This window comes from Mesorhizobium sp. M1252 (genome assembly GCF_040318265.1).
GTDB lineage: Bacteria > Pseudomonadota > Alphaproteobacteria > Rhizobiales > Rhizobiaceae > Mesorhizobium.
On sequence record NZ_JAMYLX010000003.1, the window covers coordinates 270,634 to 293,700 of the forward strand.

The 23,067-nt window shown below is 64.3% G+C and carries 12 protein-coding genes; 8 read left to right on the top strand and 4 right to left on the bottom strand.

What is annotated here, in order from left to right; translation table 11 throughout:
- Positions 1–7: 7 nt before the first annotated feature.
- Positions 8–6,055, bottom strand: a complete 6,048-nt coding sequence (locus tag NKH22_RS07835; RefSeq protein WP_352909305.1) for a translocation/assembly module TamB domain-containing protein — start codon at positions 6,053–6,055, stop codon at positions 8–10.
- 2 nt (positions 6,056–6,057) lie between these two features.
- The gene (locus NKH22_RS07840) at positions 6,058–7,986 is read right to left on the bottom strand and encodes an autotransporter assembly complex protein TamA (RefSeq protein WP_352909307.1); all 1,929 of its coding nucleotides are present in this window, start codon (positions 7,984–7,986) and stop codon (positions 6,058–6,060) included.
- A gap of 277 nt (positions 7,987–8,263) precedes the next feature.
- On the opposite strand from NKH22_RS07840, the gene NKH22_RS07845 reads away from it, so the two are divergent.
- The 7 genes from NKH22_RS07845 (at position 8,264) to NKH22_RS07875 (ending at position 20,996) form a co-directional block, all read left to right on the top strand.
- Positions 8,264–13,750: an alpha-2-macroglobulin family protein gene (locus NKH22_RS07845; RefSeq protein ID WP_352909309.1), complete on the top strand. Its 5,487-nt coding sequence runs from the start codon at positions 8,264–8,266 to the stop codon at positions 13,748–13,750.
- An 83-nt stretch (positions 13,751–13,833) separates the two neighbouring features.
- A complete protein-coding gene (gene pbpC / locus NKH22_RS07850) occupies positions 13,834–15,939 on the top strand; it encodes a penicillin-binding protein 1C (RefSeq protein ID WP_031207981.1) in 2,106 nt (701 codons plus the stop codon).
- Positions 15,940–16,192: 253 nt separating this feature from the next.
- Positions 16,193–16,876 (top strand): M15 family metallopeptidase, encoded by a 684-nt coding sequence (locus tag NKH22_RS07855; RefSeq protein ID WP_023690810.1) that lies wholly within the window; start codon positions 16,193–16,195, stop codon positions 16,874–16,876.
- A 230-nt stretch (positions 16,877–17,106) separates the two neighbouring features.
- Positions 17,107–18,135 carry a sulfate ABC transporter substrate-binding protein gene (locus tag NKH22_RS07860; protein WP_023673082.1) on the top strand — a complete coding sequence of 343 codons (1,029 nt, stop codon included), beginning with the start codon at positions 17,107–17,109 and terminating at the stop codon, positions 18,133–18,135.
- 18 nt (positions 18,136–18,153) lie between these two features.
- Entirely contained in the window at positions 18,154–19,005 is an 852-nt protein-coding gene (cysT, locus tag NKH22_RS07865) for a sulfate ABC transporter permease subunit CysT (RefSeq protein ID WP_352909311.1), read from the top strand.
- Complete coding sequence (cysW, locus tag NKH22_RS07870) at positions 18,998–19,882, top strand: sulfate ABC transporter permease subunit CysW (protein WP_023690809.1); 885 nt, start codon at positions 18,998–19,000, stop codon at positions 19,880–19,882. Before cysT ends, cysW begins: the two co-directional genes overlap by 8 nt.
- A gap of 73 nt (positions 19,883–19,955) precedes the next feature.
- Entirely contained in the window at positions 19,956–20,996 is a 1,041-nt protein-coding gene (locus tag NKH22_RS07875; protein ID WP_023673079.1) for a sulfate/molybdate ABC transporter ATP-binding protein, read from the top strand.
- A gap of 14 nt (positions 20,997–21,010) precedes the next feature.
- Here NKH22_RS07875 and NKH22_RS07880 read toward each other — a convergent pair whose 3' ends face one another.
- Together NKH22_RS07880 and NKH22_RS07885 are read right to left on the bottom strand one after the other, a co-directional pair.
- On the bottom strand, positions 21,011–21,409 hold the full coding sequence (locus NKH22_RS07880; protein WP_023725412.1) for a type II toxin-antitoxin system VapC family toxin: 399 nt from the start codon (positions 21,407–21,409) through the stop codon (positions 21,011–21,013).
- Complete coding sequence (locus tag NKH22_RS07885; RefSeq protein WP_023687970.1) at positions 21,409–21,681, bottom strand: AbrB/MazE/SpoVT family DNA-binding domain-containing protein; 273 nt, start codon at positions 21,679–21,681, stop codon at positions 21,409–21,411. Before NKH22_RS07885 ends, NKH22_RS07880 begins: the two co-directional genes overlap by 1 nt.
- Before the next feature lie 240 nt (positions 21,682–21,921).
- On the opposite strand from NKH22_RS07885, the gene NKH22_RS07890 reads away from it, so the two are divergent.
- Entirely contained in the window at positions 21,922–22,902 is a 981-nt protein-coding gene (locus tag NKH22_RS07890) for a sulfate ABC transporter substrate-binding protein (protein WP_023752963.1), read from the top strand.
- Positions 22,903–23,067: the final 165 nt, after the last annotated feature.

Consider the following 23,067-nt stretch of genomic DNA (forward strand, 5'->3'; position numbering starts at 1 on the left):
CAGGAACTCAATATTCCTTTTCGTAGAATATGCCGCCCTTGGCCTCGCCGCCATCGTTAGCCTCGCCACGCAGCTTGACGCCGCGCCCGACATTGAGGTCGATCGTCGCCTTGCCCGATCCTGGCCTGTCGCCTTTCTGGATCGTCACATAGGTGCGGTCATTGAGATACTTGCCCGCAGACACGGCCGTCCCGCCCTGGTCATCGGTGGTCACATCCAGGTCGTCGACGCCGATTGCACTGCGCAGGTTTTCGAGCAGCGAGGTCGAGCCGCCGACGCCGGCCAGTTGGCCGGCGGCCTCGGCCAGCTGCGCGATCTGCAGCGGCGACAGGTTCGACATAGAGCGGCCGAAAATCAGCTGCGCCAGCACCTCGTCCTCGGGCAGCGCCGGCACCGATGAGAAGTCGAATTTCGGATTGGTCGCTTCGCCCGAGACGACGATGGTGACGGTGGCGCTGGTCGTGGTCGATGTCGCGGTCAAGTTGAGGTAGGGCACCAGCGAGCCCGAAAAGCCGACCGTGCCTTCGGTAAAGGTCAGCCGCTTGCCGAGGATCGACAGCCGCCCACGCTGCAAGGTGAAGGTGCCGACCGCCTGCGGCGAAGCCGCCGGGCCGGTCAGCCTCAGCGAACCGCCGAACTCGGCATCGACACCCCTGCCCTGGATGAAGATCTGGTTCGGCGCATTGACCGTGACGTCGAGGACAAGTCCACTGCCGCCACCCCCGCTGGCCGCCGCCGGTCGCAAGGCCTTGTCCTGCGCCCGCACGGAGGCGGGCGCGTTCTTGTGCTTGACACCGAGCGCTGCCAGCGAGCCCGGCAGCTTATCGGGAACGGTGATGACGGTCTTGGCCAGGTTGACGGTGCCCGAAATCACCGGCGCCGAGGTGAGCGGCCCCTTGATGGTCAGGTCGCCGCCGAGATTGGCTGTCACCACCCTGCCGTCGGTATAGCGGCCGTCGACCAGCTTGATCGACAGATCGGCTGGGAAACCTTGCGCCGGATTGATGCCGAGTGTGCCGGAGGCCGACAGGCTGCCGCGTGTCGACAGCGTGCCGGTTAGCCGGTTGATCCGGGCAACGCCGTTGCCGATCGAAATGTCGGCGGCAATGTCATTGACGGCAAGGCCGGAGCGCGCGTCGACCAGGCGGGCCCCCGACGTGCTGACCGTGCCGCCGATCACCGGCGACGCCGCCGGGCCGCGCATCTGGATATTGACGTTGGCGGTGCCGCTGAGCGACAGCCCTTGCGCCGCAAGCTTGGCGGCCAGGAAGGAAAATGGCACCTTGCCGTTGAAGTCGAGCACCAGCGCTGGTGTGCCGGCCGTCGTCACCGTACCGCCGCCCTTGAGGCCAAGCCCGGCGCCGTCGCTGATGTCGGCGTTGAAGGTGAGCTTCTTGCCGGCGAATGTTCCCGACGAAGAGATATTCATGCCGCCAAGACCGGCGCTGCGCGTCTGCGAGGTCTGCACCCCACCAGCATCGATATCGAAAGCAACAGTCGGATTGCCCGGCGCGCCGGTTACCTTGACTGTTCCCGAAATCGAACCGGCGGCCTGGAGGCCCGGCGAAAAACTGTTGGCCAGCGAAGCCGGCACCTTCGACAGCGCGGCACTGATGTCGAGTGCCTGCCCGACCTTGCCGGTCACCGTCGCCGTGCCGCCACCGAGATTGAGCACCAGCTTGTCCAGCGTCGTGGTGCCGTTGGCGATGCTGACGGTCGAGGCCTGGGCGATGGCCGCCTTGATGCCCTGCACCGTGGCCTGGCCGGAAGCGAGTTCGATGGTGGTGGTGCCGCCAGCCACCTTTACCCTGCCCGCAGCCCTCGCCGGAATGCCCTTGACGGTGGCGCCGCCGGAAAACCCGGTCCAGTCGCCGTCGCGCTTCAAATCGACATCGATGCCGCTGATGGCGGTGCCGCCGGAAATGACGCTGTCGGCGCGAATCTTGCCCGAGATGACCGGCGCGGCGAGATAGTTGGCGACCAGCGCATCGATCGACACCGTCTTCGCCTGCAGGTCGCCGCGCGTGATCGAAGCGGTCGCAGCCTTGACGGCGACGTTCGGGCCATCCGCGGTCTTGGAGAATGCAATAGTGCCGCGCACATCGCCTTCGGCCTTTTCCAGCGCCAGCGCCGCCAGCGGTCCGATATCGGGCAGGTCGAGCGCGATGGTGCCGACCGGCACGAAAGCCTCGTCGAGCGCAAGGTCGCCGGAAATCCTATTCTTGCCGAGTGACAGCAGCAGGCCGTTGATGGCGCTCTTGCCGTCGGCAGTCGCCAGCACCGCGCTGCCTTGCAGTGCCTGCCCCGCGACATTGCCGGTCAGTTGCACATTGGCTGCCGGGTTCGCGGCATCGGCCTTGCCGGTCGCAATCAGCTTAAGTCCGGTGATTTCGCGTTCCGCCACCAGCAGGCGGTCGCTGTTGACCGTCAGCGACAGGTCCGGCGCCAGGCTGGGCCCCTGCGCGTTGAGTGCAAAGCTGATCGCGCCTTTGGCATCTTTCGACAACAGCGAGATGTCGGCCAGTGCACCCTTGATATCTGCGCTAAGCTTGTTGTCGGCGAGGCTGGCCTGACCGTCCGCGGTCAGTGCGCCCGACGCCAGCGTGACCGGATTGGCGCTGACATTGCCATCGGCATCCCGCTTCAGCGTGGCGCTGAGCTGCGTGCGCTCTGCCAGCACGCTGCGCGCCGCAGCCGGCAATGCCGCCGACAGCACGTCGGCGTTGAGGTTGAGGTCGATTGCTCCATCGGCAAAGCCGACACGGCCATTGAAGGCACTGCCCAGCGCATCGCCCTGCACCGAGCCGCTGTCGATGGTAATCGCATCGGCCGCCAGGCTGCCCGCGACCTTGGCGGTGATTTTGCCGACGATCAGCGGCGCGATGGTCGGATTGTCTAGACCGATCTTGTCCGCCGTCACCGTGCCCGAGATCGGACCGGTTCGGCTTTTCATATCAAATGCATCGGAATGCAGCGCAAGCGCAATGCCCTCGACCTTGGCGTCATCCGTCGCCACCGAAGGCAGTACCGCCGAGATGTCGAGCTTGGCTTGCGCAGCCTGCCCGGCCGCCTTCACCGACAGCGCCTGCAATTCGAGCTTGATCGGGCTTTCCGCGCTGCCCAGCGTCAACGGCAGGCTCGGACCGGACGATGTCAGATCGAGCGCGAAATCGCTGGCGCCGTTCGGGTTGAGGGTGCCGGCCGCCTTGCCGGAGATTTTCTCACCCGAAAGCGTCGCCTGGTCGAGCACGACGCCGCCGGCCGCGGAATAGCTGCCGGCCGCATCGACATCGAGCGGCCCGAGTCCGGCCTGACGGGTCTGGCTCGTCTCGGCGCCGGCCAGCTTTGCATTAAAGCGAATGTCGGGATTTGCTGATGGCCCGGTGATTTGCGCCGTGCCGTCGAGCGTGCCCGCGGCATCGAGGCGGGGTGAAAAGCCATTGGCAAGCGCAGCCGGCAGCGCCGAGAAGGTCGCCGCCAGATCGAGCGTCTGGCCCGCCGTGCCCGACAGCGTCACCGAGCCGCCGCCGAGATCGACTACCAGCCTTTGAATGTTGGTTATGCCATCGGCAATGGTCAGGCTCGACGGCTCGGCGATCGCCACCTTGATGCCGCGCACCGTCGCCTCGCCGGACGCGACCTCGACGCTGGTCGCGCCCCCGGCAATCTTCGCCCGCCCGGCAGCTGTCGCCGGAATGCCTGATATGGTTGCGCCGCCGGTGAAATTCGTCCAGTCGCCGTCACGCTTGAGGTCGACGCCGATGCCACTGACGACGGTCGTTCCCGAGGTCACGCTCTCGGCCTTGATCGTGCCGGAGATCGCAGGGCTGTTGAGATAGTTGGCGATCAGTGCGCTGACGGTGACTGCCTTGGCTGCCACATCACCGCGCGCGATCGACACGCTGGCTGCATTGATGGTGACAGTGGGAGCCTCGCCGTCTTTGGCGAACACCACGGTGCCGCCGATATCGCCGGCCGCCGTCTGCCCGGCCAGCAACGCCAGCGGCGCGATATCGGGGGCGGAGATCGTCAGCGTCCCCAGCGGCAGGAATTTTTCATCGAGCGTGAGGTCGCCCGACACCTTGTTGTCGCCCAGCGCTACGCTGAGCCCCTTGATGGAGCGCTTGCCATCGCTCGTCACCAGCGCCGCCTTGATGGCGAGCGGCTGTTCGTCGACCGCGCCGGTCAGCGAGACATCTGCGGCCGGGCTCACAATGTCGGCCTTGCCCGATGCGGTCAGCTTGATGTCCTTGACGGTGCGGCCGGAGGCCGTCAGGCTGGCACTGTCGGCCGAAACCGAGAAATCCGGTGCGTTGCGCGCGCCGCTTGCCGTCAGCGCGAAATCGACCCCGCCGGCGATCGGCACGCCGACCAGCGAAGACAGCACCGAGACGTCGCCGAGCTTGCCCTTGATGTCGGCCTGGATATCGCTGCCTTGCGCGCTGGCGGTGCCGCTGGCGCTCAGCGAACCGGAAGTGAGTTCGATCGAGTTGGCGGCGAAAGAGCCCTGCGGATCGCGCGTCGCGGTCGCCGAGAATTTGACCCGTTCGCCAAGCAGCGAACTGATCTGCGGCGGCAGCGCCGTCGACACAGCATCCGCATTCATCTTCAGCGTCATGGCGAGATCGGCCAGCGTCACCTTAGCCGTCAGCCCGGCATTGAGAGCATCGCTGCGCAGCGTGCCTTCGTCGAGCGAAATCTCGTCCCTGCTGATCGAACCGGCAAGAGAGGCCGTCAGCTTGCCGGTGATCAGCGGCGCCAGCGTCGCCACGTCGGTCTTCAGCCCGGCGGCCGCCAGACTTACACTGACCGGGCCGCTGCGGCTCTCGATGTCGAAACCGTCGGAATGGATCTTCGCATCCAGATTGTTCACCTGAGAGCCGCCCGCCACCACCGAGACCAGTGAAGCGCTGGCGTCAATCATCGGCGCCTTGCCGTCACCGAAGGCGCGCGCGGTCACATTGTTGATGGCCACCATGATCGGCTGCGCCTGGGTACCGACATTGACCGTGACCGGCTTGGCTTTGGCCACGAGTTCGACCGAAAGGTCGCTGGCGCCCTTGGGCTCGACCATGCCGGCAGCGGTACCATGAACTGCGTCGCTCTCGATCGCAGCGCGCTCGATGTCGACGCCGCCGGCCGCGGTCGCGGTGCCGGCTAGGTCGAAGCTGGTCTTGCCGGCAAACAGCGACTTGAACCGTTCCGGCAGGAAGCCTTCGAACGAACCGTCGCCCTTGGCCTCGATCCGGTTGCCCTTGTCGGTGAGCTGGTGCCGGCCGGTGAGCTGGGTAACGATCTGACCGTCGACCATGAAGGTGCCGATGCCGCTCCAGTTGGCCAGCGGCCCGGTGCCCGAGACGACGATGTTGACCGGCGGCGCGCCGGGTAGCTTGAGGAGGTTGGCGATGATGCCGCCGGCCGGCTCGGAAGCCTTGAGATCGAGGTCGAGCTTGTTTTCATCCGGCGCGAAGTGGATGTTGGCGTCGACATTGCCTTGCTTGCCGTCATGGCGGGTAACGTTGAGCACCGTCTGGATCGCCAGCGGCGACGCATCGACCTTGGCCGATCCCTTGGCCGCAAGTTCGGCAATGCCGCTGCCGGCAAGTTGCTGGCCGAGCGCGATCTCCGGCAAATCGATCGCTCTGATATCAAGCGAAACCGGCAGGCCGGTCGACCCGCTCTTGCTCGGCTCGGTGCTCGCCACAGGCAGCCGTGCCAGTTCTATCCGTTCGGCCGCTATGCGGTCGGCGCTGAAATTCTTCGACAACAGCGCCAGCGGCGACCAGTCGACGGCCACCTTGCGGGCCACCAGCCAGGCGCCCTCGCGGTCTTCCAGCACGACATGGTCGACCGTCAGCGCGCCGGACCAGATACCGTTAATGCCGCTGACCGTGACTTTGCTGTCCCCTGACGAGGCCATGTCAGAGATGATGCCGGCGAGATTTTCGCGGCCGCGCTCGGTTTTGGTCAGCACGACCAACGCGCCGATGCCCGCCGCCGCCACGATCAGCAGCGTGTAGAAAAACAGGCGAAGGATGCGTTTCAAAATCTTCATCGTCAGAACGCCTGTCCGATCCCGGCATAGATGCCGAAACGCGGGTCGCCACGGTCGCGGTTGAGCGGCACGGCGGCGTCGATGCGCAGCGGCCCGAACGGCGTGATGTAGCGCAGGCCAACGCCCGCGCCGACCTTCACGTCGGAAAAGTCCGGCGTCGCTGTGGTCGAGACAGTGCCAGCGTCGACGAACGGCACGATGCCGATCGTGTCGGTCAGCGCAATGCGCATTTCGACCGATGTTTCGAAGAAGGAAAGCCCGCCGATCGGCTGGTTGTCGATGTCCTTCGGTCCGATGCCCTGATAGGCATAGCCCCGCACCGAGCCGCCACCGCCGGAATAGAAGCGCCTGTCGGCTGGAACGTTCTGAAGGCCGGTGCCGACGATCGAACCCAGCGCGACGCGTTCGGCAAGCACGAATTTCGAGGCCGTGTCGAGCGACTGATAGGCCGACCCCTCGCCCCTGAGCTTGAGGAAGGCGGCGCCGCTCAGAATGTCGTAGCTCGGTTCGGCATAGGCCAGAACCCTGAAGCCGCTGGTCGGGTTGAGCCGGTTGTCCCTGTTGTCATAGACATATTGCAGCGGAATGCTGGCGATCAGGTATTTGTGCTTGCCGAAGGCGTCGGTGATCCTGGAATAGTCCAGCGCGATTTCAGCCGAAACCGTCTGCTTCTTGTCGATCTCATAGGACAGGCCGGTGCTGCCCTTGACCGAGAAATGGTCGTAGGCATCGGGATGTTCGAGGACGGTCTTGACGCTGGCGATGAATTTCGAAGCCGGCCCGATCACGCCCGGCTTCTCGAACATGATGCCGGCATTGTAGTTGAGCTCGCTGAGATCGTTGCTGCCGATGCCGCTGATCTTGCCCTCGATGCGCAGCTTTTCGGCCCGGCCGAACAGATTTCGGTGGCCCCAATAGCCTTCCAGGCCTAGGCCTTCGGTGTTGGAGAAAGTGCCGCCGACGCCGAAATAGCGTGGTTTGCGCTCGCTGACCTGAACGCCGATCGGAATGTTGCCGTCGGCGTCGAGACTGTCGGCTTCCTTCAGCGTCACGCTGTTGAACACTTCGAGCCTCAGCAGCCGGTCGCGGGCATCGTCGATCTCGTCGGGCGAATATTGCCGGCCGCGTTTCAGCCCGGTCATATATTCGGTGAACTCGCGATTGACCTTCTCGGTGCCATCGACGGTGGTGTCGCCATAACCGGCAACCGGCCCGGCGGCCACCGTCAGCGTCACGTCGAGCGTCGAGGTGGTGTGCTCGGCCACGACCTGCCTGTCGGTGATCCGGGCCAGCGGCCGGCCCTCCTGCTTCAGCGCCCGCACGATCAGCGCCTCCGCCTTGAGCACGGCGCCCGAGCCGGCATCGCCGCCGGCTATCAGGCCGAAATCGGCGCTCGCCAGCCCGGCGGCATCGCCCTCCAGCCGAATATTGCCGAGTGTGAATTTGGGCCCGCTCGAGATGCTGATCACCACCGGGATCGGCTGCGGACCCGTAAATTCGGCATCGGGCGGCAAATCGTCGAGCACCTTGCCCTGGATGGTGATGGTGACGACGCCTTCATAACGGGCGTCGGCATAAAGCGCGGCGACCAGCTGTTCGCGGTCGCTACGCGCCTTTGCCAAAAGGCCGAGCGAGCCGGAAACCGGGCGGTCCTCGTCGGATTTCAGCGACGAGGCGTTTTCGAGCTTCTTGACCAAGTCCTTGTCGGCATCGGGCGGTTCGATGGTCACCGCATAGCGCAGCGGGTCGACGATATCGGCGTCCTCGTCATTCGAAGAGCCCCACAATTTGATGCCGAAGAGCTCGAAGGCGGCCGCCGACCCCGATTCGGCAACGAGCACGCTCGAGCACGCCAACGCCACAATCAGCGCACGCGAAAGCGTGCGCCGTGGCGCACTTACCTTCGACATCTGCGCTTCATACGCCGGCATCAGGACAACCTAGGTTACAAAACTAAAATTGGAATGAAGTTTTGAAGCGCTCGTAAAGGGGCCACAATCCAATTGTCTGAAATAGGCAGGGCTTGGAATTCACACCTTCTGCGTTTTCGCAAGAAAGCGTGATCCCTTTCCCGTGGATGAACTATCGGCATACCGGTCATTGGCCGGTTTGGGAACCGTTGGCGGGCGGAAACCTGCCCGTCCTCGTGTTGACAAGCTTGACTGAAGCTTGAACATGCCGCGGACGTAGCAGTGTCTGGAGGGTGTTATGGCGATGCGCGCGGCGGCTCGTGGTCTGTCGATCTTGATTCTTCTCATTTTCGCCTGGGGGTCTGTAGCGCAAGCGGCCGAAGCCCGCCGGGTGGTGACCTCAAATAATTCCGACTATTTCGGCTTCGATCTCAGATCGGACCAGAATGTCAGCCTCGATCAGTGCAAGACGACATGCCTCGGCGACCCCGCCTGCCGCGCCTTTACTTACAACAACAAGGCCAAATGGTGCTTCCTAAAATCCGACTATAACCAGTTGAAACCCTTCAGCGGCGCGGTCGCGGGCAAGCTCGTCAATGTCGATGGCGACCCCGATATCGGCGCCCCGCCGGAACTCGCCTTCTTCCCCAACTGGATGGCCGACCAGGCCCAGCAATACCGCAACAAGCTGACCGATCCGGCCTATGACAAGCCGACCGACGGGCTGGAATCACTCCGCGCCGCCGCCGAACAGGCTGCACTGACCGGCGACCATGGCCAGGCCATGAACAAATACGAGGCCGCGGTCTCGGTCCTGCCTGACGACGGCCAGCTTTGGCTCGGTCTGGCGCGTGAAACGCTTGCCATACAGCCGGCCAGCGGCACCTCCGAATCGTACAATCTGCCGGTCAAAGGCACCTCCGCCGCCATCAACGCCTACAAATTGCTGCGCACCACCAAGACCCGCGCCGAAGTGCTGGCGCTGCTCGGCAACGGCCTCGACCGCCGCGATCTCTACCGTCCAGCCCTGCAGGCTTATGAAGCCAGCCTCGCGCTGGTCAGTTCGCCGGCGGTCAAGGCCGAATATGAGGACCTCAAGGCCCGCAAGGGCTTCCGCGTCATCGATCACTCGATCGACGCCGACACCAGCGCGCCGCGCATTTGCGCGCAGTTTTCCGAGGATCTGGTCAAGACCGGCGTCGACTACGCCCAGTTCGTCACCGTCGACAACCAGCCGCCCAAGGGCGTCGAGGCCAAGGACAAGCAGATCTGCGTCGAAGGCCTGGAGCACGGCCAACATTACGAAGTGACCTTCCGCGCCGGTCTGCCGGCCGCCATTGGCGAGGTCACCGCCGCTCCGGTCGTACTGTCGATCTATGTGCAGGACCGCGCGCCGTCCGCCCGCTTCACCGGCGACAGCTTCGTGCTGCCCGCCGGCGCCCGCCGTGGCATCCCCATCGTCACCGTCAACATGAACACCGCGCAGATGAAGCTCTACCGTATCGGCGATCGTTCGCTCGCGCAGCTTCTGTCCGGCTATCAGTTCCTGAAGCAGCTCGACGGCTATGATATCTCCAGCATTTCCGACCAGATGGGTGAGCCGGTCTGGCAGGGGCAGCTCGATATCGCCAACGACCTCAACAAGGACGTCACGACTTCGTTCCCGGTCGACGAAGCCTTGCCGCAGCGCAAGCCCGGCGTCTACGTGCTGACCGCGCAAGCGGTAAATGAAAATGACGAGGACAATTACAATTCGCTTGCCACGCAGTGGTTCGTCGTCTCCGACATCGGCCTGTCGACCTATACCGGCCAGGATGGCCTCAATGTCTTTGCCCGCTCGCTCGGAACCGCCAAGCCGATCGCCGGCGCCGAACTGACGCTGCTGGCCAGGAACAATGAAATCCTCGGCACAGCCACGTCCGACGCCGAAGGCCATGCTGTCTTCAATCCCGGCCTGACGCGCGGCGACGGCGGCATGGTGCCGGCCGTTCTGATGGCCAAGCAGGGCGACAACGATTTCGTCTTCCTCGACATGGGCCGCGCCGGCTTCGATCTTTCCGATCGTGGTGTCTCCGGACGTGCCGCACCGGGTGCGCTCGATGTCTATGCCTGGACCGAACGCGGCATCTACCGCGCCGGCGAGGATGTGCATGTCGCAGCCCTTGCCCGCGACGGCGCCTCCAAAGCGGTGGAAAACCTGCCGCTGACCTTCATCTTCACCCGTCCCGACGGCGTCGAGAACCGCCGCATCGTTGCCGATGGCGTCTCGGCCGGCGGCTATGCCGTCGACCTGCCGCTCGAAGCCAACGCCATGCGCGGCACCTGGACGGTGTCGATCTATACCGATCCCAAGCAGGCGGCCGTTTCCAGCCAGATGTTCCTGGTCGAAGACTTCGTGCCGGATCGCATCGAGTTCGACATGAAGTCCGACAAGCAGGAGATCGCACAGGGCGAAACCGCCAACATCGACATTGACGGCCGCTTCCTCTATGGCGCGCCGGCCGCCGGCCTCGCGCTCGAAGGCGAGCTGACGCTTTCGACGGCGCGCGACTGGGACCGTTTCGCCGGCTATTCGTTCGGCCTTGCCGACGAGCAGTCGGCCGAGCCTTCGGTCACCCCGTTCACCGGTCTGCCGGTGGTCGGCGACGACGGCAAGGCGACCTTCCCGGTCACGGTCGACCAATTGCCCGCGACCACCAAGCTGGTCGACGCCAAGGTCACGGTTCGCATGCGCGAAACCGGCGGCCGCGCCATCGAGCGCTCGCTCAACATCGGCATCCGCCCGCAAGGCCACATGATCGGCATTCGTCCGGATTTCGCCGACAATGAGGTGCCGCAGGGCGGCACCGCCAAGTTCAGCCTCATCGCAGTCGACCCCGACGGCAAGCGCGAGACGCTGAAGGGCGCGCAGTGGTCGCTGGTCAAGGTCGAACGCAATTACCAGTGGTATCGCAACAACAACTCGTGGAACTACGAACCGGTCACCTTCACCAAGTCGATCGCCAACGGCCAGGTCGATCTCAGCGCCGATGCCGAGGCGACCGTGACGATGCCGGTCGACTGGGGCCAGTACCGGCTCGAGATCGAGACTGCGGATCCCGAAGGCCCGGCGACCAGCTATGAGTTCGACGCCGGCTGGTATGTCTCCTCGACCTCCACCGAAACGCCTGACGGGCTCGAGATCGCTCTCGACAACGACAGCTATGCCGCCGGCGACGTGGCCAAGCTGAAAGTGTCGCCGCATTTTGCCGGCGAACTGCTGGTTACCATCGGCGCCGACAAGCTGCTCAAGACCGTCACGGCAACCGTGCCGGCCGGCGGCAGCACGGTCGACATCCCGGTCGGTGACAACTGGGGCGCCGGCGCCTACATCACCGCAACCCTGTTCCGGCCCGGCGATGCGCAGGAAACCCGCATGCCGGCGCGCGCCATCGGCGTAAAATGGCTGACGGTCGACCCAGGTTCGAAAAAGCTCGCCGTCACCCTGACGCCGCCGGACAAGACGATGCCGCGCCAGCAGCTGTCGATCCCGGTTTCCGTCGCCGGCGTAGCACCGGGCAGCAATGCCTATGTCACGGTCGCTGCCGTCGATGTCGGCATTTTGAACCTCACCAACTACAAGGCGCCGGATCCGGAGGGCTGGTATTTCGGCCAGCGCATGCTCGGGCTTGAAGTCCGCGACATCTATGGCCGTCTCATCGACGGCTCGCTCGGCACCACCGGCAAGCTCAGGACCGGCGGCGACGGCGCCTCGATGCAGCCGCAAGGCAGTCCGCCGACCGAAAAGCTGGTCGCCTTCTTCTCCGGCCCGGTCCAGCTCGACGCCGACGGCAAGGCAAGGATCGACTTCGACATCCCGCAGTTCAACGGCACCGTGCGCGTCATGGCCGTCGCCTGGACCAAGGAGGCCGTTGGCCATGCCACGACCGATGTCATCGTGCGCGATCCGGTGGTGATCACCGCCGGCCTGCCCCGCTTCCTGGCGCCTGGAGATGCAGCGATCATGCGGCTCGACGTCGCCGACACCGACGGTCCGGAGGGCGACTATGCCCTGTCGATCGCCACGACCGGCGACCTCTCGACCGGCGACAAGCCGTTGCCCGAAAAGCTGACTCTCGCCAAGGGCAAGCGCCAGACGCTGACCGTGCCGCTGGTTGCACAGACGGCGGGCAATGCCTCGATCACCATCAAGCTCGCCCATGGCGACGGCACCTCCGTCGAGCAGACGCTGTATGTCCCGGTGCGTCCGGCGCAATTGCCGGTCACCACCCGTCTGGTCGTCGACCTCAAGGGCAATGGCGGCTCGCTGCGCGTCGACAAGGAGCTGCTCGCGGCAAGCCTGCTCGACGGCGCCTCGATCAGCGTCGGCGTTTCGCAGGCTGCCGCCTTCGACGTGCCGTCGCTGCTGATGACGCTCGACCGCTACCCCTATGGTTGCGCCGAGCAGACCACCAGCCGCGCCATGCCGCTTCTCTACGTCAACGATCTGGCGTCCGGCGTCGGCATGCAAAGCGATCCCGAACTGCACGGCCGCGTGCAGGCGGCCATCTACAAGGTGCTGAGCTACCAGGCTTCGGCCGGCAGCTTCGGCCTGTGGGGTCCGGGCTCCGGCGATCTGTGGCTCGACTCTTACGTCACCGACTTCCTGACCCGGGCGCGCGAGCAGAACTACGACGTGCCGGCCCTGGCGATGAGCCAGGCGCTGAGCAATCTGCAAAACTCGGTCGGTTACGACCAGGACGTCCAGGATCGCGGCAGCGAAATCGCCTACGCGCTCTATGTTCTGGCCCGCAACAAGAAGGCCTCGGTCGGCGATCTGCGCTACTACGCCGACACCAAGCTCGAAGCCTTCTCGAGCCCGATGGCCGTCGCCCAGTTGGCGGCGAGCCTGGCGCTCTACGGCGACGCGCAACGTTCGGAGGCGACCTTCCAGACGGCGCTGCAGCTGGCCAAGTCGACCACCGAGTACGACTACTACCGGTCCGACTATGGCTCACGGCTGCGTGATGGCGCCGCGATCCTGGCGCTCGCCGCCGAATCGAAGCCGGCGCCGACCATCGTGCCGGAACTGATCCGGCTGGTGGCAAGGGAACGTGCCGATGCCCGCTGGACCAGCACGCAGGACGAGTCCTGGATGCTGTTGGCGGCCCGCGCGCTGAAGTCGGGCAACGACTCGATCACGCTGTCGGTCAACGGCGCGCCGCATGCAGGTGGATATTCCAACCACCTCAGCGGCACCGACATTGCCGACAGCCCGCTGACCATCGCCAACACCGGCGCCACGCCGCTGCAGGCGGTCGTCACCACGGTCGCCTCGCCGGTAGAGCCCTTGCCGGCCGGCGGCGACGGCTTCACCATCGACCGCACCTACTACAAGCTCGATGGCACCGAAGCCAACGTCACCGAGGCGACGCAGAACGAACGCTACGTGGTCGTGCTCAAGGTTTACGAGCAGAACCGCTGGCCTTCGCGCCTGCTGATCACCGACCTGTTGCCGGCCGGCTTCGAGATCGACAATCCGGGCCTTGTCTCCAGCGCCCAATTGTCGAACTTCACCTGGCTGGCGCAAACGGATGCAGCCCATCTCGAATTCCGCGACGACCGTTTCGTCGCGGCATTCAATCCCAATGACGGCGATGGCGACCGCAACATCATGCTGGCCTACGTCGTGCGTGCGGTAACGCCGGGCACCTATGCCCATCCGGCAGCCACGGTGGAGGACATGTACCGGCCGCAATATTCGGCCCGCACCGCCACCGGCATGATGGAGATCAAGGCGCCGTAAGGCGCCTTGACGAAGATGAACACGCCGATGTCCGCGACCATCTCCTTCTCCCCGCTATGCGGAGAGAAGGAGCCGGCAGGCGGATGAAGGGCACCACCATGCTCTCCAGAAAATTTCTCCGTCGAACAGGCATCGCCGCCGCCTCCCTCGTCGGCTTTGCGGCGATCGCTGCCGCTTCTCTCTGGGAACTCGACCGCGCTTTCCCGCCGCCACTGCCCGAGAAACTCACCGTCTCCACCGAAGTCCAGGATCGTGACGGCCAGCTGTTGCGCGCCTTCGCCACGCCGGACGGTTACTGGCGGCTCGACACTCATCTCGATCAGGTCGACAAGCAGTTCGTCGACATGCTGGTCACCTATGAAGACAAGCGCTTCTGGGACCATGATGGCGTCGATATGCTGGCGCTGGCGCGCGCCGCCGGCCAGTTCGTCACCAGCGGCCATATCGTCTCCGGCGGCTCGACTTTGTCGATGCAGCTTGCCCGGCTGATCGAGCCCCGCGAAAGCCGCAGCCTCGGCTCGAAAATCAAGCAGATGCTGCGTGCCATCCAGATCGAGCGGCGGCTGTCCAAGCAGGAGATACTCGAACGCTACCTGACCTTGGCGCCCTATGGCGGCAATCTCGAAGGTGTGCGCGCCGCCTCGCTCGCCTATTTCGGCAAAGAGCCGAAGCGGCTGACCGTCTCGGAAGCAGCCCTGCTCGTCGCCTTGCCGCAATTGCCGGAAAAGCGCCGTCCCGACCGCAATCTCACCATCGCTCATGCCGCCCGCGACCGCGTGCTGACCCGCATGGTATCAGCTGGCCTGCTCGGCGAGCGCGAAGCCGCGCGCGCCGCACTAGACGATGTCTCGGGCCTGCGCCGCAAATTGCCGGCGCTGGCGCCACACGCCGCCTACGCCATGCTGCCCAAGGCCGTCCCCGGCAAGCCGCTGCAGCTGACGATCCGCAAAAGCGTCCAGCAAGGACTGGAGCAGGTGGCGCGCGATGCCGCGATCAAACTTGGGCCGCGCCTCTCCGTCGCCATGGTGATGGCCGATGCCCGCACCGGGGACATCCTCGGCGAAGTCGGTTCGGCCGATTTCTTCGACGCCAGCCGCTCCGGCTGGATCGACATGACCAGGATCGTGCGTTCGCCCGGTTCGACGCTGAAGCCGTTCATCTATGGCCTCGCCTTCGAGCAGGGGCTGGTGGCCCAGGAAATGCTGATCGAGGACAGCCCGGTCGATTTCGGCGGCTACCGGCCGAAGAATTTCGACATGGGGTATCAGGGGGATGTCTCGATCCGCCAGGCGCTGCAGCTATCGCTCAACGTGCCGGCAATCCGCGTGCTCGACTCTGTCGGCCCGGCACGGCTGATGGCGCGCTTCCGCCAGGCCGGCGTCAGCCCGGTGCTGCCGGTCAACGAGGCGCCGGGCCTCGCCATCGGCCTCGGAGGCGTCGGCGTGACGCTGCGCGATCTCGTCCAGCTCTATACCGGCCTGGCCAATGGCGGCAAGGCAAACACGCTGCATGACGGCACCGAGCCGGCCAACGACGAGCGCGCCACCGCCACCATCCTCGACGCCCAGGCGAACTGGCAGATCACCGACATATTGTCGGGCGTAAAGCCGCCTGAGGGCGCCTTGCAGCGCGGCATCGCCTACAAGACCGGCACGTCCTACGGCTATCGCGATGCCTGGTCGGTCGGCTTCGACGGCCGCTACGTGCTGGGTGTGTGGGTCGGCCGCGCCGATGCCGGTGCGGTGCCCGGCCTGTCCGGCTATGTCTCGGCCGCCCCCATCCTGTTCGAGGGCTTCGTCCGTTCAGGCCTCACCGCCGTCCCGTTGCCCAGCCAGCCGGCCGGCGTCGTCAAGGCCAGGCGCGAAGACCTGCCGGTGACATTGGCGCGCTTCGGCGCCGGCGCCGACGGACTGGTGCAGGCAGGCCCGACGGAACCGGCGCCAACGATCATTTTCCCGCCCAACGGCGCCCGCGTCGATCTCGCCACCAATTCCGCCGAGGCCTCGCCGCTGGTGCTGAAACTGCAAGGCGGCCGCGCGCCGTTCCGCTGGCTGGCCAATGGCAAGCCGCTCGTCGGCATCGACCGCCGCCGCACCGCGACCTGGCTGCCCGACGGCGCCGGCTATTCGACGCTCACCGTCATCGACGCCGTGGGACGCGCGGCAAGCGTGAAGGTGTTCGTTGAATAGATGGCGCCAAGCGATTCAGGGGATTGGGCTTCTTCGCCCGAGACCCGGCGCGAGGCACCCCCCTCTGGCCTGCCGGCCATCTCCCCCGCAAGGAGGGAGATTGGCAGCTTCGGCGCCGCGCTCATTCAGCAACGTTGAAAATTGGCGAAAGCCGCAGCGACATCTGATCTCCCCCCTTGCGGGGGAGATGGCCGGCAGGCCAGAGGGGGGTGTGCCGAAGCGCTTGCATCGAGGATTGGCCTTAGCCCTATCCATGTTCGTTTCGACTTGCTCCCCCGCCTCCGCCGATCCCCTGCCCGATGGCTTTGTCCGCCTGGCCGATGTCGATCCCTCGATCCGCCAGGACATCCGCTATGCCGGCCTGGAAAATTTCCTGCATCGCAAGGCCGATGGCTACGACGCCCCAATCTGCATCCTCACGAAGCAAGCTGCGCAAGCGCTGTCCGGCGTGCAGAAAGCGCTCGCCGCCGATGGCCTGACGCTGGTCGTCTTCGACTGCTACCGCCCGGCCCGCGCCGTTGCCGACATGGGCAAATGGACCAGAGAGGGCGGCCCGCCCGATCCGCAATGGTACCCTCAGGTGCAGCGCGGCGACCTCATCGCCAAGGGCTATATCGGCGAATTGTCCACCCATTCGCGCGGCTCGACCGTCGATGTCGCCATCGCCCGCAGCGACGGCAAGAACAAGTCATCCGCCGCTTGCGGCGCGGCCGGCGCCGGCACGCTCGATTTCGGCACCAGCTTCGACTGTTTCGACCCGGCGAGCGAAACCGCCCATCGCCCATTGGCGGCAGAAGCAGCGGCAAACCGCAAAAAGCTGCTCGACGCCATGCGCGCCGGCGGCTTCAAGAATTATGCGCGCGAGTGGTGGCACTACACGCTTCGGGATGAGCCGTTTCCAAAACTGCGCTTCGATTTTCCCATCACTGCGGGCTGAACCGCCCGGTGCTACAGCGAGCCTTCCCTCGCTCGGCCTTGCTTCTGCGCTGTCAGCTCCTAGATAGCGTCAAACCGGCCGGATTCGGGTTAGACCAATATGAGGAAAATATTTCCTTCCGAAACCCAATATCGGCGAAAATTTCCTTCGAGCGGACAAAAAATGCAACGTTGAATGCATCTAATTTCTATCAATTCGATAGAGTTCAGCCGTCATCAACGGAGGCGGGAATGACCAAACCTCATTTCAAGAAACTGCTCGGCGCACTGGTCGCCACATCGATCCAGTTCGGCACGCTCGGTTTCGCGTTTGCCGATACGACCATTCTGAACGTGTCCTACGACCCGACACGCGAACTCTACAAGGCCTATGACGAAGCCTTCGTCGCACACTGGAAGGCCGAGACCGGCGAGACGGTCACCATCCAGCAATCGCATGGCGGCTCCGGCGCCCAGGCCCGCGCCGTGATCGACGGCCTCGATGCCGATGTGGTGACGCTGGCGCTCGAAGGCGACATCAACGCCATCGTCACCAAGTCGAAGAAGATCAACCCGGACTGGCGCAAGAAGTTCGAGAACAATTCGGCGCCGTACACCTCGACCATCATCTTCCTGGTCCGCAAGGGCAACCCGAAGGGCATTCACGACTGGAGCGATCTGGTCAAGGACGGTGTCCAGGTGATCACGCCGAACCCGAAGACGTCGGGTGGCGCCCGCTGGAACTACCTTGCCGCCTGGGCCTATGCCAATGCCAATGATGGCGGCGACGAGGCCAAGAACAAGGAATTCGTCGGCAAGCTCTACGCCAATGCGCCGGTGCTCGACACCGGTGCGCGCGGCTCGACGGTCACCTTCGCGCAAAAGGGCATCGGCGACGTGCTGATCGGCTGGGAAAACGATGCCTATCTGGCGCTCAATGAATTCGGAGCCGACAATTTCGAGATCGTCTATCCCCCGACCTCGATCCTGGCCGAGCCGCCGGTGGCGATCGTCGACGCCAATGTCGATGCCAAGGGCACCCGCAAGGTCGCCGAAGCCTATCTCGGCTGGCTCTATTCCAAGGAAGCCCAGACGATCATCGCCAAGAACCACTATCGTCCGGCCAAGCCCGAGCTGGTGGATGCGGCTGACATTCCGAAGACGCCCGAAATCAAGCTGATCTCCATCGACGATCCGCTTTTTGGCGGCTGGAAGAAGGCACAGCCTTATCATTTCGGCGACGGTGGTATATTCGACCAGATCTACAAGCCGGCCCAGTAGGATTTAGATCAGGACGACATGACCATAGCACCCGCCAAGGCGGGGTGGCGATTCAGACAGCCGAGTGTCATTCCGGGTTTCGGATTGACGCTCGGCTTCTCGCTTGCCTACCTCACGCTCATCATCCTCATCCCCCTGTCGGGCCTGATCTGGCGCTCGGCAGCCCTCGGCTGGACCGATTTCTGGGCGATCGCCACCGACCGCCGGACCATCAACGCACTCGAAATCAGCTTCGGCACAGCCTTCATCGCAGCCGCCATCAACGTCGTCTTCGGCACGCTCGTCGCCTGGGTGCTGGTGCGCTACCGCTTCCCCGGCCGCCGCGTCGTCGACGCCATGGTCGACCTGCCCTTCGCGCTGCCGACGGCAGTGGCCGGTATCGCGCTGACTACTCTTTATGCGCCCAATGGCTGGATCGGCCATCTCCTGGCGCCGCTCGGCATCAAGGTCGCCTACACGCCGCTCGGCATCGTCGTGGCGCTTGTCTTCATCGGCCTGCCGTTTGTCGTGCGCACGGTGCAGCCGATCATGGAGGAGATCGACAAGGAAGTGGAGGAAGCCGCCGCGACGCTCGGCGCCAACCGCTTCCAGATCATCACCCGCATCCTGTTTCCGGGCTTGGCGCCGGCCATCATCACCGGCTTTTCGCTCGCCTTCGCGCGCGGGGTCGGCGAATACGGCTCGGTCATATTCATCGCCGGCAACCTTCCCTACAAGTCGGAGATCGCACCGCTTCTGATCGTCATCCGGCTCGAGGAGTACAATTATCCGGCGGCCACCGCGATCGCGGCGATCATGCTTTTGCTGTCGTTCGTGATGCTGCTGGTCATCAACCTGGCGCAGTCATGGAGTCGCAAGCGCTATGGCTGACCCCGAGATCAAATCCTACGAACCGCATCACGAGAGCCGGTCGGCGGCGGTGACCGAAAGCCGGCCGGTGCGGCTGCTGCTGATGGCGGTGGCCTTCGCCTTCCTCGCCATCTTCCTGCTGCTGCCGCTGATCATCGTCTTCCACGAGGCGCTGGCGAAAGGCATTGGCGCCTACACGGAATCGCTCTCCAATCCCGATACGCGCTCGGCGATCCGGCTGACGCTGCTGGTGGCGGTGATCGCCGTTCCGCTCAACGTCGTCTTCGGCATTTCGGCTGCCTGGGCGATCGCCAAGTTCGAGTTCAAGGGCAAGGCTTTTCTAACCACGCTGATCGACCTGCCCTTCTCGGTCTCGCCGGTCATTTCCGGCCTGGTCTATGTGCTTTTGTTTGGCGCTCAGGGACTGTTCGGTGAATGGCTGAAGGCGCACGGCATCCAGATCTTGTTCGCCGTGCCCGGCATCGTGCTCGCGACCATCTTCGTCACCTTCCCCTTCGTTGCCCGCGAACTGATCCCGCTGATGCAGGAACAGGGCAACGGCGACGAGGAAGCCGCGCTCTCTCTGGGCGCCAATGGCTGGCAGACCTTCTGGTACGTGACGCTGCCCAACGTCAAATGGGGATTGCTCTACGGCGTGCTTCTGTGCAACGCCCGCTCGATGGGCGAATTCGGCGCGGTCTCGGTCGTGTCGGGCCACATACGCGGGCTGACCAACACCATGCCGTTGCATGTCGAAATCCTCTACAACGAGTACAACGCCGTCGGCGCTTTTGCCGTCGCTTCGCTGCTTGCCGGCCTGGCGCTGGTCACGCTGGTCTTGAAAACACTTCTCGAGATGCGCTACGGCGCCGAGATCGCCGCGACGCGCGGGCACTGACTAAATGCATATCGCCCAAGACTGGGAACCGGTTTTGGGACAACGACATGCACCAAATTACTGAGGGATCTACATGGAAGTTCGCGTTGCCAACGTACGCAAGGAGTTTGACCGGTTTCCGGCCCTCCATGACGTATCGCTTGACATCAAGTCGGGTGAGCTGATCGCGCTGCTTGGGCCATCCGGCTCCGGCAAGACGACGCTGCTGAGGCTTATCGCCGGCCTGGAGCGGCCGACGCGCGGAAAGATCTTCTTCGGCGACGAGGACGCCTCGCACCGCTCGATCCAGGAGCGCAATGTCGGCTTCGTCTTCCAGCACTATGCGCTCTTCCGGCACATGACGGTCGCCGACAATATCGGCTTCGGCCTCAAGGTGCGGCATGGACCGTCGCGACCACCGGCGGCCGAAATCCGCCGACGCGCCTCCGAACTGCTCGATCTCGTTCAGCTTTCCGGCCTGGAAAAGCGCTATCCGGCGCAACTTTCCGGTGGCCAGCGCCAGCGCGTGGCGCTCGCCCGGGCCATGGCCATCGAGCCCAAGGTGCTGTTGCTCGACGAGCCGTTCGGCGCGCTCGATGCGCAGGTGCGCCGGGAACTCCGCCGCTGGCTGCGCGAGATCCATGACCGTACCGGCCACACCACCGTCTTCGTCACCCACGACCAGGAAGAGGCGCTCGAGCTTGCCGACCGCGTCGTGGTGATGAGCCAGGGCCGCATCGAGCAGGTCGGCTCCGCCGACGAGATCTACGACACGCCGAACTCGCCCTTCGTCTACTCCTTCATCGGCGAATCGAGCATGCTGCCGGTCAAGGTTGAGAATGGCGAAATCTGGCTCGCCGACCGTCCGATCGGCGTGTCGGCGCCGCACGCACCCGAGGGCGATGCGACGCTGTATTTCCGCCCGCACGATATCGAACTGCTCGACGGCTGCAGCGGCTGCATCGCCGGCACGGTCGCCGCCAGCCGCCGCGTCGCCGGCACAAGACGCGTCGAACTGGAAATCGGCGGCGAGCGCCAGCGCGTCGAGATCGAACTGCCTGTGGACCATCCTGCGGCGCAGAAGAGCCGGGTGGCGTTCAGGCCAAGGCGCTGGAAGCTTTTCCCGGCGGCATAGACATCGATCCGGCGCTACTCCAGCCAGTTCTCGAGCGTCAGGCCCTTGATCCGACGGAACTCAGCGGTGTTGGCCGTCACCAGTGTCGTCCCCAACACACAGGCATGGGCAGCAATGAAAAGATCATTGTGGCCGATTGGCTGGCCTCTGGCCTCCAGCTCGGCACGAAGTGCTCCGTATTCGTTATCCATCGGCACATCGAGCGGCAGCACAGGTAACTCGGCGAGCAATTGCTCGACCTTGGCGAGCAGCTTGGCCGATCCCTTGCGGGCGCAGCCATAACGCAGCTCCGAGGCGACAACGATGCTGGTGCACAGGGCACCGTCTCCCGCGCGAACCGCCGTACTGGCGGCTTTGCCGGCCGGATTTCGGATCATGTCGCTGATGATGTTCGTGTCCAGCATGAACCGCATCAGAAGATGTCCTCGGGCCCCACGGGCGCATCATGAATCTCGGGAAAGTCGTCTTCAGGACCAAGCGGCGGCTCTTTCGCCCATTGGGCAAGGAGCGCGACGAGGCCGGGTTTGCGGACCGGCTCGATGATCAGCCGGTCGCCATCGCGGCTGATCAGGACCTTCTCGCCAGGCAGCTCGAATTCGACAGGGATGCGAACCGCCTGACTGCGGTTGTTGCGAAACAACTTCGCCTCCCTGGGCGGTGGTATCGAGTGACGGTGCTGCGGCATGGCAGCCTCCCCTGTCTGTTCCACTTGTATATGCCATTTGTATATGCCATTCGGCTTCGAATTGCAAACCACAGAAAACCCCAACGCACCGGCATTTCGCCTGGAATGAATTTTCGCCGATAACCTGCTTCAGCGATTTCTTTTTCGCTGCAACGCCATACGTCTGCCCCGTGTGCCTCGCAGTACACCCTCCGGCCCGGCTATGTTCTGGCAACGCATTGCACATCGGAGCCTGTTTTCATGAAGCGTTTTTTGCTAAGCGTCGCCACCGGCCTGGTCCTCGCCTCTTCGCCGGCCTGGTCGGCCGACAAATTGCTCAACGCTTCCTATGATGTCGGCCGCGAATTGTTCGCCCAGGTGAACAAGGCTTTCGTCGCCGGCCATCCGGGCGTCACCGTCGACCAGTCGCATGCCGGCACCTCGGCGCAGGCGCGCGCCATTGCCGAAGGCCTCGGCGCCGATGTCGTCACCTTCAACCAGGTCACCGACATCGACTTTCTGGTCAAGAAAGGCCTCGTCTCCGCCGACTGGCAGAAGGATTTCCCCGACAACGCCTCGCCCTTCTATTCGCTCCCATCCTTTCTCGTCCGCGCGGGCAACCCCAAGCGCATCAAGGACTGGAACGACCTCGTGCGCGACGACGTGCAGGTGATCTTCCCCAACCCCAAGACCTCGGGCAATGCGCGCTACACCTATCTGGCCGCAACCGCCTACGCCAAGGAAGCATTCAAGGGCGACGACGCCAAGGTGAAGGAGTTCGTCACCAAGCTGTTCAACAACGTGCCGATCTTCGACACCGGCGGGCGCGCCGCCACCACCACCTTCGTGCAGCGCGAGATCGGCGACGTGCTGATCACCTTCGAGTCGGAAACGCGCGGCATCCGCAAGGAGTATGGCAACGACAAGTTCGAACAGGTCACGCCAACGGTCAGCCTGCTCGCCGAATTCCCGGTGGCGATCGTCGACAAGGTCGCCGACGAGCACGGCAGCCGTGACCTCGCCAAGACCTATCTCGACTTCCTCTACACGCCCGAGGGCCAGACCATCGCGGCTGAAAATGGCCTGCGCGCCCGCAACGCTGAAGTCTCGGCAAAATACAAGGCCGACTTCCCCGATGTCCGCCTGCTGACGGTGGAAGACGTCTTTGGCGGCTGGGACAAGGTACAGAAGGAGCACTTCGCCGCCGGCGGTCTGCTCGACCAGACCTATGGCAGCCGCTGATATCAGCAGCGTTCGACCTCACCTCACAAGAAAGCCGGCGCTTTGCCGGCTTTTTCGTTTTCGCGCGCCGACAAACGGCTTTCATGCGGAGTCTGTCGCGATCGGCGAAAAACGTTACAAAGAATGAACGCCTTTGTGCCTAACGTCTCAACCGGGCGGCTTGTT

Coding starts and splice junctions, on each gene's coding strand:
- NKH22_RS07855 (WP_023690810.1), top strand. CDS start 16,193: ATGTTCGTTTCGACTTGCTCCCCCGCCTCCGCCGATCCCCTGCCCGAT.
- NKH22_RS07880 (WP_023725412.1), bottom strand. CDS start 21,409: ATGCGGTTCATGCTGGACACGAACATCATCAGCGACATGATCCGAAAT.
- NKH22_RS07845 (WP_352909309.1), top strand. CDS start 8,264: ATGGCGATGCGCGCGGCGGCTCGTGGTCTGTCGATCTTGATTCTTCTC.
- NKH22_RS07835 (WP_352909305.1), bottom strand. CDS start 6,055: ATGAAGATTTTGAAACGCATCCTTCGCCTGTTTTTCTACACGCTGCTG.
- NKH22_RS07860 (WP_023673082.1), top strand. CDS start 17,107: ATGACCAAACCTCATTTCAAGAAACTGCTCGGCGCACTGGTCGCCACA.
- NKH22_RS07885 (WP_023687970.1), bottom strand. CDS start 21,681: ATGCCGCAGCACCGTCACTCGATACCACCGCCCAGGGAGGCGAAGTTG.
- NKH22_RS07875 (WP_023673079.1), top strand. CDS start 19,956: ATGGAAGTTCGCGTTGCCAACGTACGCAAGGAGTTTGACCGGTTTCCG.
- cysW (WP_023690809.1), top strand. CDS start 18,998: ATGGCTGACCCCGAGATCAAATCCTACGAACCGCATCACGAGAGCCGG.
- cysT (WP_352909311.1), top strand. CDS start 18,154: ATGACCATAGCACCCGCCAAGGCGGGGTGGCGATTCAGACAGCCGAGT.
- NKH22_RS07890 (WP_023752963.1), top strand. CDS start 21,922: ATGAAGCGTTTTTTGCTAAGCGTCGCCACCGGCCTGGTCCTCGCCTCT.
- pbpC (WP_031207981.1), top strand. CDS start 13,834: ATGAAGGGCACCACCATGCTCTCCAGAAAATTTCTCCGTCGAACAGGC.
- NKH22_RS07840 (WP_352909307.1), bottom strand. CDS start 7,986: ATGCCGGCGTATGAAGCGCAGATGTCGAAGGTAAGTGCGCCACGGCGC.